This is a genomic window from Ramlibacter cellulosilyticus, assembly GCF_014297465.1.
Taxonomy (GTDB): domain Bacteria; phylum Pseudomonadota; class Gammaproteobacteria; order Burkholderiales; family Burkholderiaceae_C; genus Ramlibacter; species Ramlibacter cellulosilyticus.
Window position 1 is genome coordinate 1,090,237 of the sequence record NZ_JACORT010000001.1, and the last position, 15,407, is coordinate 1,105,643.

Annotated in this window: 17 protein-coding genes; 10 read left to right on the plus strand and 7 right to left on the minus strand. The window is 70.3% G+C overall.

What is annotated here, in order from left to right:
* Positions 1-190: 190 nt before the first annotated feature.
* The gene (gene mutL / locus H8N03_RS05480) at positions 191-2,023 is read right to left on the minus strand and encodes a DNA mismatch repair endonuclease MutL (protein WP_187075084.1); all 1,833 of its coding nucleotides are present in this window, start codon (positions 2,021-2,023) and stop codon (positions 191-193) included.
* A 46-nt stretch (positions 2,024-2,069) separates the two neighbouring features.
* Here mutL and H8N03_RS05485 point away from each other — a divergent pair, with 46 nt between their 5' ends.
* The gene (locus H8N03_RS05485) at positions 2,070-3,392 is read left to right on the plus strand and encodes an Hsp70 family protein (RefSeq protein ID WP_187075085.1); all 1,323 of its coding nucleotides are present in this window, start codon (positions 2,070-2,072) and stop codon (positions 3,390-3,392) included.
* A gap of 9 nt (positions 3,393-3,401) precedes the next feature.
* Positions 3,402-4,058: a VTT domain-containing protein gene (locus H8N03_RS05490; RefSeq protein ID WP_187075086.1), complete on the plus strand. Its 657-nt coding sequence runs from the start codon at positions 3,402-3,404 to the stop codon at positions 4,056-4,058.
* Between the two features lie 3 nt (positions 4,059-4,061).
* Here the strand turns inward: H8N03_RS05490 and mddA are convergent, their stop codons facing one another.
* Positions 4,062-4,841, minus strand: a complete 780-nt coding sequence (gene mddA, locus H8N03_RS05495) for a methanethiol S-methyltransferase (protein ID WP_187075087.1) — start codon at positions 4,839-4,841, stop codon at positions 4,062-4,064.
* A gap of 117 nt (positions 4,842-4,958) precedes the next feature.
* Here mddA and H8N03_RS05500 point away from each other — a divergent pair, with 117 nt between their 5' ends.
* The 4 genes from H8N03_RS05500 to H8N03_RS05515 all read left to right on the plus strand — a co-directional run bounded on the left by H8N03_RS05500 (position 4,959) and on the right by H8N03_RS05515 (position 7,755).
* The gene (locus H8N03_RS05500) at positions 4,959-5,666 is read left to right on the plus strand and encodes a TetR/AcrR family transcriptional regulator (RefSeq protein WP_187075088.1); all 708 of its coding nucleotides are present in this window, start codon (positions 4,959-4,961) and stop codon (positions 5,664-5,666) included.
* A gap of 64 nt (positions 5,667-5,730) precedes the next feature.
* Positions 5,731-5,910, plus strand: coding sequence for a hypothetical protein (locus H8N03_RS05505; protein WP_187075089.1), 180 nt, complete (start codon positions 5,731-5,733; stop codon positions 5,908-5,910).
* A 46-nt stretch (positions 5,911-5,956) separates the two neighbouring features.
* Positions 5,957-7,282, plus strand: a complete 1,326-nt coding sequence (locus tag H8N03_RS05510; protein ID WP_187075090.1) for an aromatic ring-hydroxylating dioxygenase subunit alpha — start codon at positions 5,957-5,959, stop codon at positions 7,280-7,282.
* Complete coding sequence (locus tag H8N03_RS05515) at positions 7,279-7,755, plus strand: aromatic-ring-hydroxylating dioxygenase subunit beta (RefSeq protein ID WP_187075091.1); 477 nt, start codon at positions 7,279-7,281, stop codon at positions 7,753-7,755. Before H8N03_RS05510 ends, H8N03_RS05515 begins: the two co-directional genes overlap by 4 nt.
* Here the strand turns inward: H8N03_RS05515 and H8N03_RS05520 are convergent.
* The 4 genes from H8N03_RS05520 to tsaE form a co-directional block, all read right to left on the minus strand.
* Positions 7,752-7,976, minus strand: a complete 225-nt coding sequence (locus H8N03_RS05520) for a YMGG-like glycine zipper-containing protein (protein ID WP_187075092.1) — start codon at positions 7,974-7,976, stop codon at positions 7,752-7,754. The genes H8N03_RS05515 and H8N03_RS05520 overlap by 4 nt on opposite strands.
* Before the next feature lie 252 nt (positions 7,977-8,228).
* Positions 8,229-8,435, minus strand: a complete 207-nt coding sequence (locus H8N03_RS05525; RefSeq protein ID WP_187075093.1) for a YMGG-like glycine zipper-containing protein — start codon at positions 8,433-8,435, stop codon at positions 8,229-8,231.
* A 195-nt stretch (positions 8,436-8,630) separates the two neighbouring features.
* Complete coding sequence (locus H8N03_RS05530) at positions 8,631-9,956, minus strand: N-acetylmuramoyl-L-alanine amidase (protein ID WP_187075094.1); 1,326 nt, start codon at positions 9,954-9,956, stop codon at positions 8,631-8,633.
* Positions 9,953-10,447 carry a tRNA (adenosine(37)-N6)-threonylcarbamoyltransferase complex ATPase subunit type 1 TsaE gene (tsaE, locus tag H8N03_RS05535; protein WP_435531654.1) on the minus strand — a complete coding sequence of 165 codons (495 nt, stop codon included), beginning with the start codon at positions 10,445-10,447 and terminating at the stop codon, positions 9,953-9,955. The genes H8N03_RS05530 and tsaE overlap by 4 nt, the downstream gene beginning before the upstream one ends.
* 27 nt (positions 10,448-10,474) lie before the next feature.
* Here tsaE and queG point away from each other — a divergent pair, with 27 nt between their 5' ends.
* Positions 10,475-11,539 carry a tRNA epoxyqueuosine(34) reductase QueG gene (gene queG / locus H8N03_RS05540; RefSeq protein WP_187075096.1) on the plus strand — a complete coding sequence of 355 codons (1,065 nt, stop codon included), beginning with the start codon at positions 10,475-10,477 and terminating at the stop codon, positions 11,537-11,539.
* A gap of 31 nt (positions 11,540-11,570) precedes the next feature.
* On the opposite strand, the gene H8N03_RS05545 is transcribed toward queG, so the two are convergent.
* Positions 11,571-12,491 carry an AEC family transporter gene (locus tag H8N03_RS05545; protein WP_187075097.1) on the minus strand — a complete coding sequence of 307 codons (921 nt, stop codon included), beginning with the start codon at positions 12,489-12,491 and terminating at the stop codon, positions 11,571-11,573.
* A 50-nt stretch (positions 12,492-12,541) separates the two neighbouring features.
* On the opposite strand from H8N03_RS05545, the gene H8N03_RS05550 reads away from it, so the two are divergent.
* From H8N03_RS05550 to H8N03_RS05560, 3 genes are read left to right on the plus strand one after another with little or no spacing between them, the layout of a single operon-like run.
* Positions 12,542-13,513, plus strand: coding sequence for a tripartite tricarboxylate transporter substrate binding protein BugE (locus H8N03_RS05550; RefSeq protein ID WP_187075098.1), 972 nt, complete (start codon positions 12,542-12,544; stop codon positions 13,511-13,513).
* 29 nt (positions 13,514-13,542) lie between these two features.
* A complete protein-coding gene (xerD, locus tag H8N03_RS05555) occupies positions 13,543-14,424 on the plus strand; it encodes a site-specific tyrosine recombinase XerD (RefSeq protein WP_435531649.1) in 882 nt (293 codons plus the stop codon).
* Positions 14,399-15,406, plus strand: a complete 1,008-nt coding sequence (locus H8N03_RS05560; RefSeq protein WP_255428038.1) for a Bug family tripartite tricarboxylate transporter substrate binding protein — start codon at positions 14,399-14,401, stop codon at positions 15,404-15,406. The genes xerD and H8N03_RS05560 overlap by 26 nt, the downstream gene beginning before the upstream one ends.
* Position 15,407 lies beyond the last annotated feature (1 nt).

A 15,407-nucleotide genomic window follows, 5' to 3' on the forward strand; every position in this document is an offset into this window, starting at 1 on the left:
TGCGGCCCGCCTTTTTTCTGCCGGTGCAGGGTGGGTTTCGCGCGGTTCTCGTACTCTTCGTAGGCTGGGTTTCGCGCAGCGAACCCCAGCTTTCCCACGCGGACGAAATCGCTGGGGTCGCTTCGCGAACCCAGCCTACGGGGCCTGCGCGAACCCAGCCTACCGGGCCTGCGCGAACCCCGCCTGCGGTTCAGCGACCCCGCAGGAACAGCGCGTCGAGTTCGCGCAGCGTGAGCTGCCGCCAGGTGGGGCGGCCGTGGTTGCACTGGTCGGAGCGCTCGGTCTCCTCCATCTGGCGCAGCAGGGCGTTCATCTCCTCCAGCGTCAGCTTGCGGTTGGCGCGCACGGCGCCGTGGCAGGCCATCGTGGCCAGCAGCTCGTTGCGCGCGCGTTCCACGACGCTGCTGGCGTCGTGCTGCGCCAGTTCGGCGAGCACGCTGCGCGCGAGTTCCACCGGGTCGCCCTGCGCCAGCGTGGCGGGCACGGCGCGCACGGCGAGGGTCTTCGGCGTGAACGGGGTGACCTGCAGCCCGAGCATCTCCAGCGTGGCCTGCGACGCTTCGGCCGTGGCGACTTCCGCGGGCGTGGCGGGGAAGGTCGCGGGGATCAGCAGCGGCTGGCTGCGGATCGCCTGCGCGTCCATCTGCGTCTTGAGGCGCTCGTAGACGATGCGCTCGTGGGCCGCGTGCATGTCGACGACGACGAGGCCCTGGGCGTTCTCGGCGAGGATGTAGATGCCCTGGAGCTGGGCGATGGCGCGGCCGAGGGGCCAGGCGCCCTCGGGCAGTGGCGTGGAGGGCGGGCCGCCTTCGGCGGGGCGGTGGGGTTCGCTGCGCTCACCTTCCGCGGCTTCGCCGCGCCACCCTACAGCCGTCGCCTGCGGCTTGGCCCACAGGGCGCCGATGTCCTGTACGCGTTCGCCGGCAAAGGGGATCGCCGGCTGCCGCCACGCCGGCATCGCCGGTGCGGGCTCCGGCGCGACGGGAAGGACCGCCTGCGGATTCGCCGCCTGCGCCGCGCGCGGCGCGGACAGGGCGGACTCCACCGCGTGCCGCACCGCCTGGTGCACCTCGCGGCTGTCGCGGAAGCGGACCTCGATCTTCGTGGGGTGCACGTTGACGTCGACGCGCGTGGGGTCGATCTCCACGTACAGCACGTACACCGGCTGGCGCTGGCCGTGCAGCAGGTCTTCGTAGGCGCTGCGGGCCGCGTGCGTGATCACCTTGTCGCGCACGAAGCGGCCGTTGACGTAGGCGAACTGCCAGTCGGCGCGCGAACGCGCCGCGTCGGGAATGCCCGCACGGCCGGTCACGCGCAGCGGGCCCACGGTGCGCTCCACGGCCACGCTGTCGGCGAGGAAGTCTTCGCCGAGCACGTCCGACAGCCGCTGTTCGCGCGTGCCGGCGCGCCACTGCTCGCACAGCTTGCCTTCGTGCCACACCGTGAAGCCGACGTCCGGGCGCGCGAGCGCATGGCGGCGCACGGCTTCGAGACAGTGAGCCAGCTCGGTCGCATCGGTCTTGAGGAACTTGCGGCGCGCCGGCGTGCTGAAGAACAGCTCCTTCACTTCGACCGTGGTCCCGGTCGAACGCGCGGCCGGCCGCAGCTCGCCGCTCGACGCGTCCAGCAGGAAGGCGTTCGGCTGGCCTGCGGTGCGCGAGAGCAGGTGCAGTTCGGACACGGAGGCGATCGCCGCCAGCGCCTCGCCGCGGAAGCCCATGGTTCCCACGGATTCCAGGTCCGCCAGTGAGCCGATCTTGCTCGTCGCGTGGCGCTTCAGGGCCAGCGGCAACTGCTCGCGCTCGATGCCGCAGCCGTCGTCCTCGATGGAGATCAGCCGCACGCCGCCGGCGAGCAGCCGCACGGTGACCTGCGTGGCGCCGGCGTCCAGGGCGTTGTCGACGAGCTCGCGCACGACCGAAGCCGGCCGCTCCACCACCTCGCCCGCGGCGATCTGGCTCACCAGTTCGTCGGGCAGTTCCCGGATCGGGCGGCGGGGCGGCGGGGACAGGACGGCGTTCATCTGGCGCCCATTCTAGGAGGCTGCGGGAACTACAATCCGCGCCCCCATGACCGCAGCAGCAAGCCCGGGCGCCTTCTGCGCCATCGATTTCGGCACCTCGAACTCCGCCATCGCCGTCCCGTCCGCCGCCGGTGCCATGGCCCTCGTCCCCGTCGAGGACGGTCAGCCCACCATGCCCACCGCGGTCTTCTACCAGGTGGAAGGCCGCGCCGCCCACGAGCCGCCGCTGCGCCTCTACGGGCGCGCGGCCCTGGCCGCCTATACCGAAGGCCACGAGGGCCGGCTCATGCGCTCGATGAAGAGCGTGCTGGGCTCCACCCTGGCCGACCAGCAGACCGAGGTCGGTGCCGGCCACGCCGTGCGCTACCTCGACGTGGTGGGCGGCTACCTCCAGCACCTGAAGGCGCTGGCCGAGGCCGCGGTCGGCGCGCCCCTCGCGCGGGCCGTGCTGGGCCGGCCCGTGTACTTCGTCGACGACGACCCCGCGCGCGACGCGCAGGCCCAGGCCGCGCTGGAAGCCGCCGCGCGCAGCACCGGCTTCACCGAGGTGAGCTTCCAGTACGAGCCCATCGCCGCCGCGCTGGACTACGAGCAGCACCTGGCCCGCGAGGAACTGGTGCTGGTCGCCGACATCGGCGGCGGCACCTCCGACTTCTCGCTCGTGCGCGTCGGCCCCGAGCGCCGCGCGCGCCTGGACCGGCGCGAGGACATCCTCGCCAACCACGGCGTGCACGTCGCCGGCACCGACTTCGACCGTCAGGTGGACCTCGCCGCGATCCTGCCGTTCTGCGGCTACCGCGGCCTCGGCCCGGCGCGCCCCGACGGCCCGCCGCGCGAAGTGCCCAGCCGCGTGTATTTCGACCTGGCCACGTGGCACCTGGTCAACACGCTGTACACGCGGCCGCGCGTGCACGAGTTGCGCCGCATGAAGCCGTTCTACGGCGACCCGCGCCAGCATGCGCGCCTGATGGACGTGGTGGAGCACCACCTCGGGCACGCGCTGCTGGCGCAGGCCGAGGCCGCGAAGATCGCGGTCGCCGAAGGCGGCAGCACGGACATCGACCTGCACCTGGTGGAGCGCGGGCTCGCGGCCCGGCTGGACGAGGGCGAGGCGGCGCGGGCGCTGGACGCGGACCTGGAGCGCATCGTCACGGCGGCGCGGGAGACCCTGCGCGCAGCCGGCGTCGCGCCGGACGGCGTCGACGTGCTGTACCTCACCGGTGGCTCGACGGGCTTCCTGCCGCTCGTGCAGCGCATCGCGGCGGCCGTGCCGCGCGCCCGCCCGGTGACGGGAGACCGGCACGCCAGCGTCGCGCAGGGCCTGGGCGTGCATGCGCAGCGCCTGTACGCGGCGTCCGGCCGGGGATAATCCCCGGCCATGGACGCCATCATGCTGCTCGTCGACTTCATCCTGCACGTCGACCGCTACCTCGAAGCCTTCGTGACGAACTACGGCAACTGGGTCTACGCCCTGTTGTTCCTGATCATCTTCGTCGAGACCGGCGTCGTCGTGATGCCTTTCCTGCCGGGAGACTCCCTGTTGTTCGTCGTCGGCGCGCTGTGCGGCGTGGGGCTGATGGACTATTCGCTGTCGATCGCGCTGCTGCTCACCGCGGCGGTGCTGGGCAACCAGAGCAACTACACGATCGGGCGCTACATCGGGCCACGGGTGTTCCAGTGGGAGCAGTCGCGCTTCTTCAACAAGCGCGCCTTCGAGCAGGCGCATGCCTTCTACGAGAAGTACGGCGGCATCACCATCGTGCTGGCGCGCTTCATGCCGTTCCTGCGCACCTTCGCGCCCTTCGTGGCCGGAGTGGCCCAGATGACGCGCAGCAAGTTCACCTTCTACGACGTGACCGGCGGCGCGCTGTGGGTGGGGGGCATCATCACCGCCGGCTACTTCTTCGGCAGCATTCCCTGGGTCAAGGAGAACCTGGACAAGATCATCTGGGCGATGATCCTCATCCCCGGCGTGCTGGTGCTGGCCGGCGCCTGGAAGGCGCGCCGCAACGCGGCCGTCGGCGCCGGCTCCTGAGCCTCAGCGTCCGGGCTGCAGCTCCGTCGGCTCCGGCGTGACGGGCAGGTCGCTGCGCGCACCGGGCAACCCGGGCACGAAGGCCGGCGTGCGGCGCCGGTAGTCCACGTAGTCGCGGCCGAGGCTGCGCACGAGGTCGCGCTCTTCGTGGTGCACGCCGACCAGGATGTAGACCGTCATCGCCGCGGCGAACAGCAGGTGGCCCGCCGTCATCAGCGGGATGGCCCAGAACGCCAGCAGGAAGCCCAGCATGATCGGGTGCCGGACGACGCGGTACAGCAGCGTCGTGCGGAAGGCGAGCGGCTCCAGCGCCCGCTGCCGCAGGTGCACCCAGGTCTGGCGCAGGCCGAACAGGTCGAAGTGGTTGATCAGGAAGGTGGAGAGCAGCACGGTGCCCCACCCGAGGCCGAACACGATCCAGAGCAGGACCGCGACGCCGCCTTCCGCGTGCCACACCGTGGCCGGCAGCGGCCGCCATTGCCAGAACAGCAGCGCCAGCACCAGCGAAGCAAGCAGCACGAACGTGCTGCGCTCCACCGGCGCGGGCAGCGAGCGCGTGATCCAGCGCTTGAACGCCGGGCGCGCCATCACCGAGTGCTGCAGGCCGAAGAGGGCGACCAGCAGCAGGTCGAGGGCGACCGCGGTCGCCGTGTCCGTCGCAGGGCCGGCGTCGACCGAGCGCGGCACGCCCAGGTTGCCGACGAAGGCGATGAGGTAGAGGAACACGCCCAGGAAGAGGGCGTAGGCCGCCAGGCTGTAGAGGAAGAGCAGGACGCGTCGCATGGGGGGCTCCTGATTTGAACGGGTGTTCAAATTAGGCGGCGGGACCCCGCTTGTCAAATCCGCCGAACGGGTGAGGGGCGCTTGACAGCGCATCGGCGCGCCGCGACACTCGCCGCGTTGAACAAACGTTCAAGAGCCACCACCGGGGACGATCCTGCCGCAGGCGCGCCGGCGCCGGCGCGGCGCGACACGCGCCAGCGCATCCTCGAAGCCGCGTACCAGCGGCTGGCGCGCGAAGGCTACGCGGCCCTCAGCGTGCGCGAGATCGCACGCGACGCGGGCGTGAACTTCGCGCTGATCAACTATCACTTCGAGAGCAAGGACAAGCTGGTCATCGCCGTCCTCGACGAGGCGAACCGCCGCCTGCTCGATCGGCAGGAGCGCATGTACCGCGCGCCCGGCGGCTATGCGGACAAGTGGGCGCAGGCGCGCCGCTTCTTCGAGAACGACCTCGCCTCCGGCTTCGTGCGCGTGCTCATGGAGCTCTACGCCGCGAGCATGTCCAACGAAGCGCTGCGCAACGAGTTCCGCCCGCGCCTCACCGCCTGGTACGAAGTGGTGGCGCAGGCCACGCGCGAGGCGGTCGCGCAGCACCGGCCCGACCTGCCGGTGGACGCGGAGGTGATCGCCTGCTGGATCTGCAACTTCTGGATCGGGATGGAGATGGCGATGCTCACCGGCATGCTGGCCCCCGAAGTGCACGCGCGCGCGCTCGACGGCATGGAACTGCTGCTGCGCAAGCTCGACGCGGGCACGCCGGCCAGGGCGGACGAAGCGCCGGCCCCGCGCAAGCCGCGCGCGCGCAGCCCGCGGCGCGGCGCATAGGCGGGGCCTTCCTACACCGCGCGTGCCGCGGCCGTCCTAGATTGGCGGGAACAAGGAGAGTCCCATGCCCGAGCAGAACAAGCCCGACGCCACCCACAACCCGCCCGGCGAGCGCAGCGAAGCGAGCGAGCAGAAGAACCCGAAGGTCCCCGGCGAGCCGTCTCCCGGCCTGAAGGACAAGGACGCGCCCACGAGCGACAGCTACGGGAACACGCGCGATTCCGGCGACCCGGCGAGCCGCTAGACCCCAGACCCTAAGCATGCATATCATCGGGGCAGGAGACGCCCCGATGAACGCCCCCGACACCCTGTCCCGCTGGAGCCGGCCCGGTTCCAGCCGCGTGCCCTTCTGGGCCTACACCGATCCCCAGCTCTACGCCCGCGAGCTGGAGAAGATCTTCTACGGCCCGCACTGGTGCTACGTCGGCCTGGAGGTCGAGGTGCCGAACGTCGGGGACTACCGCCTCACCTGGGTGGGCGAGCGCCAGGTGATCCTGGTGCGGGACCGCGTCGCGCCGAAGGACCGCGCCACCGACCACGGGATCCGCGTCGTGGAGAACCGCTGCGCGCACCGCGGCGTGCGCTTCTGCCAGCAGCCGCACGGCAACGCGCGCAGCTTCGTGTGCCCGTACCACCAGTGGACGTACAAGCTCAATGGCGAGCTCGCGGGGCTGCCGTTCAAGGATGGCGTGCAGGCGGTCGACGCGCAGGGCCAGCCCTGCGTGCACGGCGGCATGCCGGCGGACTTCGACGTGAAGCAGCACGGGCTCACGAAGCTGCGCGTCGCGGTGATGCACGGGCTCGTCTTCGCCACCTTCAGCGAGGACGCGGAGCCGCTGGAGGACTACCTCGGCCCGCAGGTCCTGCCCTGGCTGGACCGCATCTTCTCCGGCCGCAAGCTCTCGCTGCTCGGATACAACCGCCAGCGCATCCCGGGCAACTGGAAGCTGATGATGGAGAACATCAAGGACCCGTACCACCCGGGCCTGCTCCACACCTGGTTCGTCACCTTCGGGCTGTGGCGCGCCGACCAGAAGAGCCGCATGGTGATGGACGCGCACGGAAGGCACGCGGTGATGATCTCCCGCCGCAACGACGGCGGCGAGAACAAGGCGGTGACGCAGGGCGTGACCAGCTTCAAGGCCGACATGGCGCTGAACGACACGCGCCTGCTGGACGTGGTGCCCGAGCCGTGGTGGAAGGTCGACGACCCGTCCAACCCCGGCACGGAGATCATGCCCTCGGTCACCATGATCACGCTGTTTCCGAGCCTCATCATCCAGCAGCAGGTGAACTCGCTGTCCACGCGCCACATCGTGCCGCGCGGCGAAGGCGAGTTCGACTTCGTGTGGACGCACTTCGGCTTCGCCGACGACAGCGAGGAGATGACGCGCCGGCGGCTGCGCCAGGCCAACCTGTTCGGCCCCGCGGGCTTCGTGAGCGCCGACGACGGCGAGGTGATCCAGTTCAGCCAGGACGGCTTCCGCCAGTGGGGCGGGGACGGCGAGACGCTGTGCGAGCTCGGAGGCACGGACACGCAGGGCACCGAGCACATGGTCACGGAGACCCTGATCCGCAGCATGTACGCCTACTGGCGCAAGGTGATGGGCGCATGATGGAGAAGCTGATGCTGCAGCTGGAGGTCGACCAGCTGAATGCCGCCTATGCCGCCGCGCTCGACGAACGCCGCTTCGACGAGTGGCCCGCGTTCTTCCTCGAAGACGGCCACTACAAGGTGCAGGCGCGCGAGAACTTCGACCGCGGCCTGCCGCTGGCGCTCATCGCGCTGGAGAGCCAGGGCATGATGAAGGACCGCGTGTACGGCGTCACGCAGACGATCTACCACGGCCCGTACTACACGCGGCACGTGGTCGGCCCGGCGCTGGTGCTGGGCGAGCAGGACGGCCGCATCCGCGCGCAGGCGAACTACGCCGTGTTCCGCACGCGTCCCGGCGATGCGAGCGAGGTCTACAACGTGGGCCGCTACATCGACGAGATCGTGCGCACGCCGGCCGGCCTGAAACTGGCCAGCCGCACGTGCGTCTACGACAGCGAGATGGTGCTCAACTCGCTGATCTACCCGATTTAACGATTCAGGGCCGCGCCCGGCTTCGTCAGCTGGTTCCCCAGCAGGGCGCCGGCGCCGGCCCCCAGGATCGTCGCGCCGGTGCCGCCCACGGCGTTGCCGACGACGCCACCCACCACCGCGCCACCCACGGTGCCGACGGTCTGGCGGTCCATCGTGGCGCAGCCACCGAGGCCAACGAGCGAAGCGGCGAGGACGGCCGCGGACAGGATCTTGGTCTTCATGAACTTCTCCGAATGCGTTTGCGACATGCCGCGAAGGGCCGCGGCGACCTGTGCCTTTCACTCTAGGAACCGGGGCTCTGCGGAACTGTAGGAAGCGCCTGCGTATGGCTGTCGTCCCTGCCGTCACTGCTTGCAGGCGCATGCTCCGTCGCTGAGGCACGCAAGGAAAAGGGCCGGAACTCGCGTTCCGGCCCTCTCGTTTTCGACTCCGATCGGAAGGCTGCCGCTAGCGGCCGCGCCTCCGGAACGTCATCAGCGCTTCGCGGCCTGGTTGCCCAGGTAGGCACCGGCACCGGCGCCCAGGATCGTGGCACCCGTGCCGCCCACGGCGGAGCCCACCAGGCCGCCGACCACGGCACCACCCACGGTACCGACCGTCGTGCGGTCCATCGAGGCGCAGCCACCCAGGCCCAGCAGGGAAGCGGCAAGCACGGCGGCGGAGAGGATCTTGGTCTTCATGTGAAACACCTTCCAAATCGAGTTGTTCGAATACCGCGGGAGGCGCGGCAACCTGTGCCAACGAATGTAGGCAGGCCGCGTTTGCCGGGCTGTAGGAACCGGGACCATGGAGGTGTCGTCTGGGCGTGGCTTGTCATGCCGGGCTCGACCCGGCATCCATGCGGCGCCTCATCGGACGCCGCATGGTTCCCGGGATCAGAGCGGCCGGTTGCGCGCCAGCGGCGGGTTGCGCGAGAAGTAGCGCTCGATGCCGCGCATCAGCGCATCCGCCAGCTGCTCCTGGTAGTCGCCGCTGCGCAGCTTCGCTTCTTCTTCCGGGTTCGAGATGAACGCGGTCTCCACCAGCACGCTGGGGATGTCCGGCGCCTTCAGCACCGCGAAGCCGGCCTGTTCGACCTGCGCCTTGTGCAGGCGGCCCACGTTGCCGATCTCGCCGAGGAGGGCGCTTCCGAGCTTGAGGCTGTCCTTGATCTGCGCGGTGGTGCTCATGTCCAGCATCGCGCGCATGACGTGCTGGTCCTGCGACTTGATGTTCACGCCGCCGATCAGGTCCGCCTTGTTCTCCTTGTCCGCGATCCAGCGCGCCGCGGTGCTGGACGCGCCGCCGTGGCTCAGCGCGAACACGCTGGCGCCGCGCGCGGTCGGCGTCATGAAGGCATCGGCATGGATGCTCACGAACAGGTCGGCCTGCACGCGGCGAGCCTTCTCCACGCGCACGTGCAGCGGCACGAAGAAGTCGGCGTCGCGCGTGAGGAAGGCCCGCATGGGGCTGCCGTTCACGCTGGTGGCGTTGATGCGCGCGCGCAGCATGTGCGCGATCTGCAGCACGACGTCCTTCTCGCGCGTGCCGCTCGGGCCGACGGCGCCCGGGTCCTCGCCGCCGTGGCCGGGGTCCAGGGCGACGATGATCAGCCGGTCCGTCTTGGCCATCGCGAGCGCGGGCGCCTGCACTTCGGCGGCGGGCACCGTCGTGGCGCGCGGCGGCCGCTGCATCTGCTGCGCGATCAGCTCGCCCAGCGGATCCGGCGCAGGAGCGGCCGGTGCCGGCGCCCGCTGGAGCACGGGGCCTTTCTCCTTCATGCGCTCGGCGATCAGGGCCTCGAGCGGGTCCACGGGCCTGGGCGGGAAGAAATCGACCACCAGCCGGTTCTTGTACGCGGCCACCGGCGGCAGGTGGAACATCTGCGGCAGCGCCGGCTGCTTCAGCTCCACCTGCAGCCGCACCGTGTCGGCCGCGTGCTGCAGGATGCGGATGGAGCCGATGAAGGGATCGTCGGCCTTCACCTTGGCGACCAGCTCGCGCAGCGTGGGGTCGAGCGCGAGGCCGTCCACGTCCAGCGTGAACACGCCGGGGCGGCTGGTCATGCGGCTTTCGAGCAGGCCGTCGGACTCGATGGTGAGGCGCGTGTACTCGGGCGCGGGCCACAGGCGCACCGCGACGATGGTGGCGCCGAAGGCGAGCTCGCGCGCGCCCAGCAGCAGCACGAGGCTGCCGCCCTGGAGCAGGGAGCGGCGCTTCATGCGAGCAGCTCCCGGCCGCGCGCCGTGTTGGCGTGCAGGGTCACGATGCGGGTGACGTCGTCCTCGGCGAGCGCGAGGTGGATGTCGAGGTCGGCCACGGGCAGCACCGCGGCGGCCTTCTCGGGCCATTCGGCCAGCTTGAGGCCGGGGCTCGCGAAGATGTCGCGCAGCCCCGCGTCCTCCCACTCGCGCGCGTCGTCGAAGCGGTAGAAGTCGAAGTGCCAGGCGGCGAGGCCCGGGAGCTCGTACGGTTCGACGACGGCATAGGTCGGGGACTTGATGCGGCCCTCGGCGCCCAGGGCGCGCAGCAGGTGGCGCACCAGCGTGGTCTTGCCGGCGCCGAGGTCGCCGTGCAGGGCGATGAAGGCATCGGCGATGGCGGGGCGCGCGGCCAGGCGTTCGGCGAAGGCGCGCGTGTCGTCCTCGCCCTGCCACGTGAGGGGTCGGGGTGCCGTTCCTACAATCGGCGGGTGGTGTTCGACGGTTCCCAGAGCGATGGTCCTTTGCAGCTCGCCCGGTTGCGTGACTGGGCGCGCGAGCTGGGATTTTCCCAAATCGGCGTGGCCGGCGTCGACCTTTCCACGGCCGAACCCGGGCTTCTCGCCTGGCTGGCTAACGGATTCCATGGATCCATGGACTACATGCAGGCGCATGGACTGCGCCGCGCAAGGCCCGCGGAACTGGTGCCGGGCACGACATCCGTGATTACCGCACGCATGGATTACCTGGCCGCCACACCCGAGGGCTGGCAGGCGATCGAGTTCGACCGGCTGGAGCGGCCCACGGAAGGCATCGTGTCGCTTTACGCGCGGGGGCGGGACTACCACAAGGTCCTTCGCAACCGATTGCAAAAGCTGGCGGACCGCATTGCGGACGCCATCGGCCCGTTCGGGCATCGCGTCTTCACGGACTCCGCGCCGGTGCTGGAAGTGGAGCTCGCGGCGCGCAGCGGCCAGGGCTGGCGCGGTCGCCACACGCTGGTGCTGAACCGGGAAGGCGGCTCGATGTTCTTCCTGGGGGAGATCTACGTGGACGTCGCCCTGCCGCCCACGGAACCGGTGGGCGACCACTGCGGCAGCTGCCACGCTTGCCTGGACGTGTGCCCCACGGGGGCGATCGTGGCGCCTTACCGGCTGGATGCGCGCCGGTGCATCTCGTACCTGACGATCGAGCACGCAGGGTCCATCCCGGTGGAGCTGCGGCCGCTCATGGGCAACCGGATCTACGGCTGCGACGACTGCCAGCTGGTGTGCCCCTGGAACAAGTTCGCCCAGCCTGCGCTGGTGCCCGATTTCGCGCCGCGTGCGGGGCTCGTGGGGCAGTCGCTGGTCGCGCTCTTCGCGTGGAACGAGGAGGAGTTCCTGCGTTTCACCGAAGGCAGCCCGATCCGGCGGATCGGCCATGCGCGGTGGTTGCGCAACATCGCGGTGGCGATGGGGAATGCGCTGCGCAAGGGCGAGGACGCGGAGATGCGGGCGGCGTTGCAGGCGCGGGCGGGGCATCCGGATGGGGTCGTGCGCGAGCATGTGGAGTGGGCGTTGGGGCAGGGGGACAGCCAGGCTCCGGGTTCGCGGCGTTCGTAGGCTGGGTTGCGCGAAGCGCACCCCAGCACGCCTACGCCGCCACCCACGCCCGCAACACCCCCAGCGCCAGCGGCAGGCTCGCCAGCCCCAGCAACGTCGACAAGGTCACCAGCCCCGCCACGTACGGCCCGTTGTACCCCATGCGCGAGGTGAGCACGTAGCAGCTCGAAGCCGTCGGCAGCGCCGAGAACGCGAGCAGCACCGTCGCCTGCATCGGCTCCAGCCGGAAGGCCCAGGCGAGCGCCGCGGCCACGAAAGGCAGCAGCAGGTGGCGGATGGCCAGCACGCCGGCGCTCAGCGCCTTCTGGTTCGCGAGGTGCCCCAATCGCATCCCGGCGCCGGCCGCCATGAGGCCCAGCGGAATCGAGGCGCCGCCCACGCGCGCGACCGTCGGCTCCAGCCAGGCCGGCACGCGGAAGCCGGCGAAGTTGGCGGCCAGGCCCAGGGCCGTGGCGATGATCAGCGGGTTGCGCAGCAGCGCCCGCGCGAAGCCGGTCCGCGAATGGCGCGCCATCGGCCAGACCGCCGCCACGTTGAACAGCGGCACGCAGACGCCGATCAGGACGGCGATCAGCAGCAGGCCCTGCGGGCCGGCGAGGCGCTCGGACAGGGCGAGCGCGATGTACGAGTTGAACCGGAAGGCGACCTGCGCCGCCCCCGCATGCTCGCGCGCGTCGATGCGGCCGGCCAGCCCGGGCAGGTGCGGCAGCAGGTAGGCGAGGGCGATGCCGCTCACCCCGAGCAGCAGGCCCGCCCCGATCAGGCTGGAGGTGGCGCCCAGGTCCAGCGGGCTGCGCACGATGGACTGGAACAGCAGCACCGGAAACAGGAAGAAGTACACCAGGCTCTCCACCTGCTCCCAGACGGTGCGGTTCAGGGCGGTGTAGCGGCAGACGACGTAACCGCAAAGGATCAGGGCGAAGTCAGGAAGGAGCAAGTGCAGGAAATTCACGGCCCGCAGGATAGCCTTAGGATGCGGGTTTTCCGAACCAGGAGACTTGAATGAATCGACGTGTCTGGATCGCCGCTGCCGCGGGCGTCCTGGCCATCGCGGCCGCCCCCGCCTTCGCGCAGGGCTATCCGAACAAGGTGATCCGCCTGATCGTGCCCTTCGCGCCGGGCGGCACCACGGACATCGTGGGCCGCGTGATCTCCGAGCCCCTCGGCAAGCAGCTCGGTCAGAGCGTGATCGTCGAGAACAAGGCGGGCGGCGGCGGCGTGGTCGGCGCGCAGGAACTGGTGCGTGCGACGCCCGACGGCTACACGCTGGGCGTCGCGACGGTCTCCACCACGGCGGCCAACCCCGCGATCAACCCCAAGATCCCGTACAACCCGATCAGCGACTTCACGCCGATCATCAACATCGCCGCCACGCCCAACGTGATCGCGGTGCATCCCAGCTTCCCGGCCAAGGACTACAAGGCCTTCGTGGCGGAGCTGAAGAAGAACCCGGGCAAGTACTCGTACTCCTCCTCCGGCACCGGCGGCATCGGCCACCTGCAGATGGAGCTGTTCAAGACGATGTCGGGCACCTTCGTGACCCACATCCCCTACCGTGGCGCGGGCCCGGCCCTGAACGACACGGTGGCCGGCCAGGTGCCGATGATCTTCGACAACCTGCCGTCCGCGCTGCCCTTCATCAAGGAAGGCCGCCTGATCCCGATCGTCGTGGCCGCGCCCCAGCGCCTGAAGGACCTGCCGAACGTGCCCACGTTCAAGGAAGTGGGCCTGGAGCCGGTGAACCGCCTGGCCTACTACGGCATCGTCGGCCCCAAGGGGCTGCCGAAGGAGATCGCGGCGAAGATCCACGACGGCACCATGAAGGCGCTGCAGGACCCCGCCGTGCGCAAGCGCATCGAGGACACCGGCTCCATCATCGTCGGCAACACGCCCGACCAGTTCGCCGCGCAGATCAAGGCGGAGTACGACGTGTACAAGAAGGTCGTGGAGTCGGCGAAGCTGAAGCTGGATTGATCCCCGCCTGCGCGGGGATGACGGTCTCCATGTCGGATGCGATAGACACCTTCATCGACGCCCTCTGGCTCGAGGAGGGCCTGTCGCGCAACACGCTCGCGGCCTACCGCCGCGACCTGGAGCTCTACGCGCGCTGGCTCGCCCAGCGCGGGCGGCAGCTTCCGGCCACGGACGAAGCCGACCTGCAGGCCTATTTCGCCGCGCGGCACGCGGACACGAAGGCGACGTCGGCGAACCGGCGGCTCACGGTCTTCAAGCGCTACTTCCGCTGGGCGCTGCGCGAGCGCCTCATCACCGCCGACCCCACGCTGCGCCTGCAGTCCGCCAAGCAGCCGCTGCGCGTGCCCAAGACGCTCACCGAGGCGCAGGTCGAGGCCTTGCTCGCTGCGCCCGACGTCGACACGCCGCTCGGCCTGCGCGACCGCGCGATGCTGGAAGTGATGTACGCGAGCGGCCTGCGCGTGAGCGAACTGGTCGGCCTCAAGACCTTCAACGTCGGCATGAACGAAGGCGTGCTGCGCGTGCTGGGCAAGGGCAGCAAGGAGCGCCTGGTGCCCTTCGGCCAGGTGGCACGCGACTGGATCGTGCGCTACCTCGCCGAGGCGCGCGGCGCCATCCTCGCCGGCCAGCAGAGCGAAGACCTGTTCGTCACCGCGCGCGGGCAGGGCATGACCCGGTCCATGTTCTGGATCATCGTGAAGAAGCACGCGCGCACCGCCGGGATCACCGCGCCGCTGTCGCCGCACACCTTGCGTCATGCCTTCGCCACGCACCTGCTGAACCACGGCGCGGACCTGCGCGCCGTGCAGATGCTGTTGGGGCATGCCGACATCTCCACCACTACCATCTATACCCACATCGCCCGCGAGCGGCTGAAGGTGCTGCATGCGCAGCACCACCCGCGGGGGTGACCCGAGCAAGACCATGACGACACTGAAGCGACTCCTCTCCTTCTGCGCCCTCGCTGGCGCGGCCACGCTTGCCGCCGCGCAGGCCTATCCTTCCAAGCCGATCCGCCTGATCGTCGGCTACCCGCCCGGCGGCGGCATCGACTTCGCCGCGCGCACCATCCAGCAGCCTCTGCAGGACGCGCTGAAGCAGCAGATCGTGATCGAGTACAAGCCGGGGGCGAGCGGCATGATCGCCGCCACCGAGCTCACGCGCGCGGCGCCGGACGGCTACACGCTGCTGCTGGCCAACACCGGCCCCTTCGCGATCGCGCCGTGGCTGCAGTCGAAGCCGCCGTACGACCCGGTGCGCCAGTTCACGTACATCGGGCAGATCAGCCAGGGCAGCTACATCGCCGTCACGCGCCCGGACCATCCGGCGAAGGACCTGCGCGAGTTCGTCACCTGGGCCAGGTCGAACACGGGCAAGGTGAACTTCGCCTCGGGCGGCAACGGCACGTCCACGCACCTCAACGGCGAGCTGATGAACCAGGCCACCGGCCTCGACATGGTGCACGTGCCGTACAAGGGCAGCGCCCCCGCGGTGCAGGACCTCATGGGCGGGCAGACGCAGCTGCTGGTGGACGCCGGCACCGTGCTGCTGCCGCACGTGAAGGGCGGCAAGCTCAAGGCGCTGGCCGTGACCGGCCCGAAGCGCGACCCCCAACTGCCCGACGTGCCGACCGTGCGCGAGCTGGGCATCGCCGGCATGGAGACCGTCGGCTTCCAGGGGCTGGTCGGCCCCGCGGGCATGCCGCGCGAGGTCGTCGATCGCCTGGCCGCGGCGCTGTCCGGCGTGCTGGCGCAGCCCGAGGTGCGCGCGAAGTTCGCGTCGTCGGGCGCCGAAGTGCATTCGCAGGGCCCGAACGAGTTCGCGGCCTTCGTGAAGGCCGACAACGAGAAGTGGTCGCGCCTGATCCGCGAGCGCAAGCTGCAGCTGGACTGAG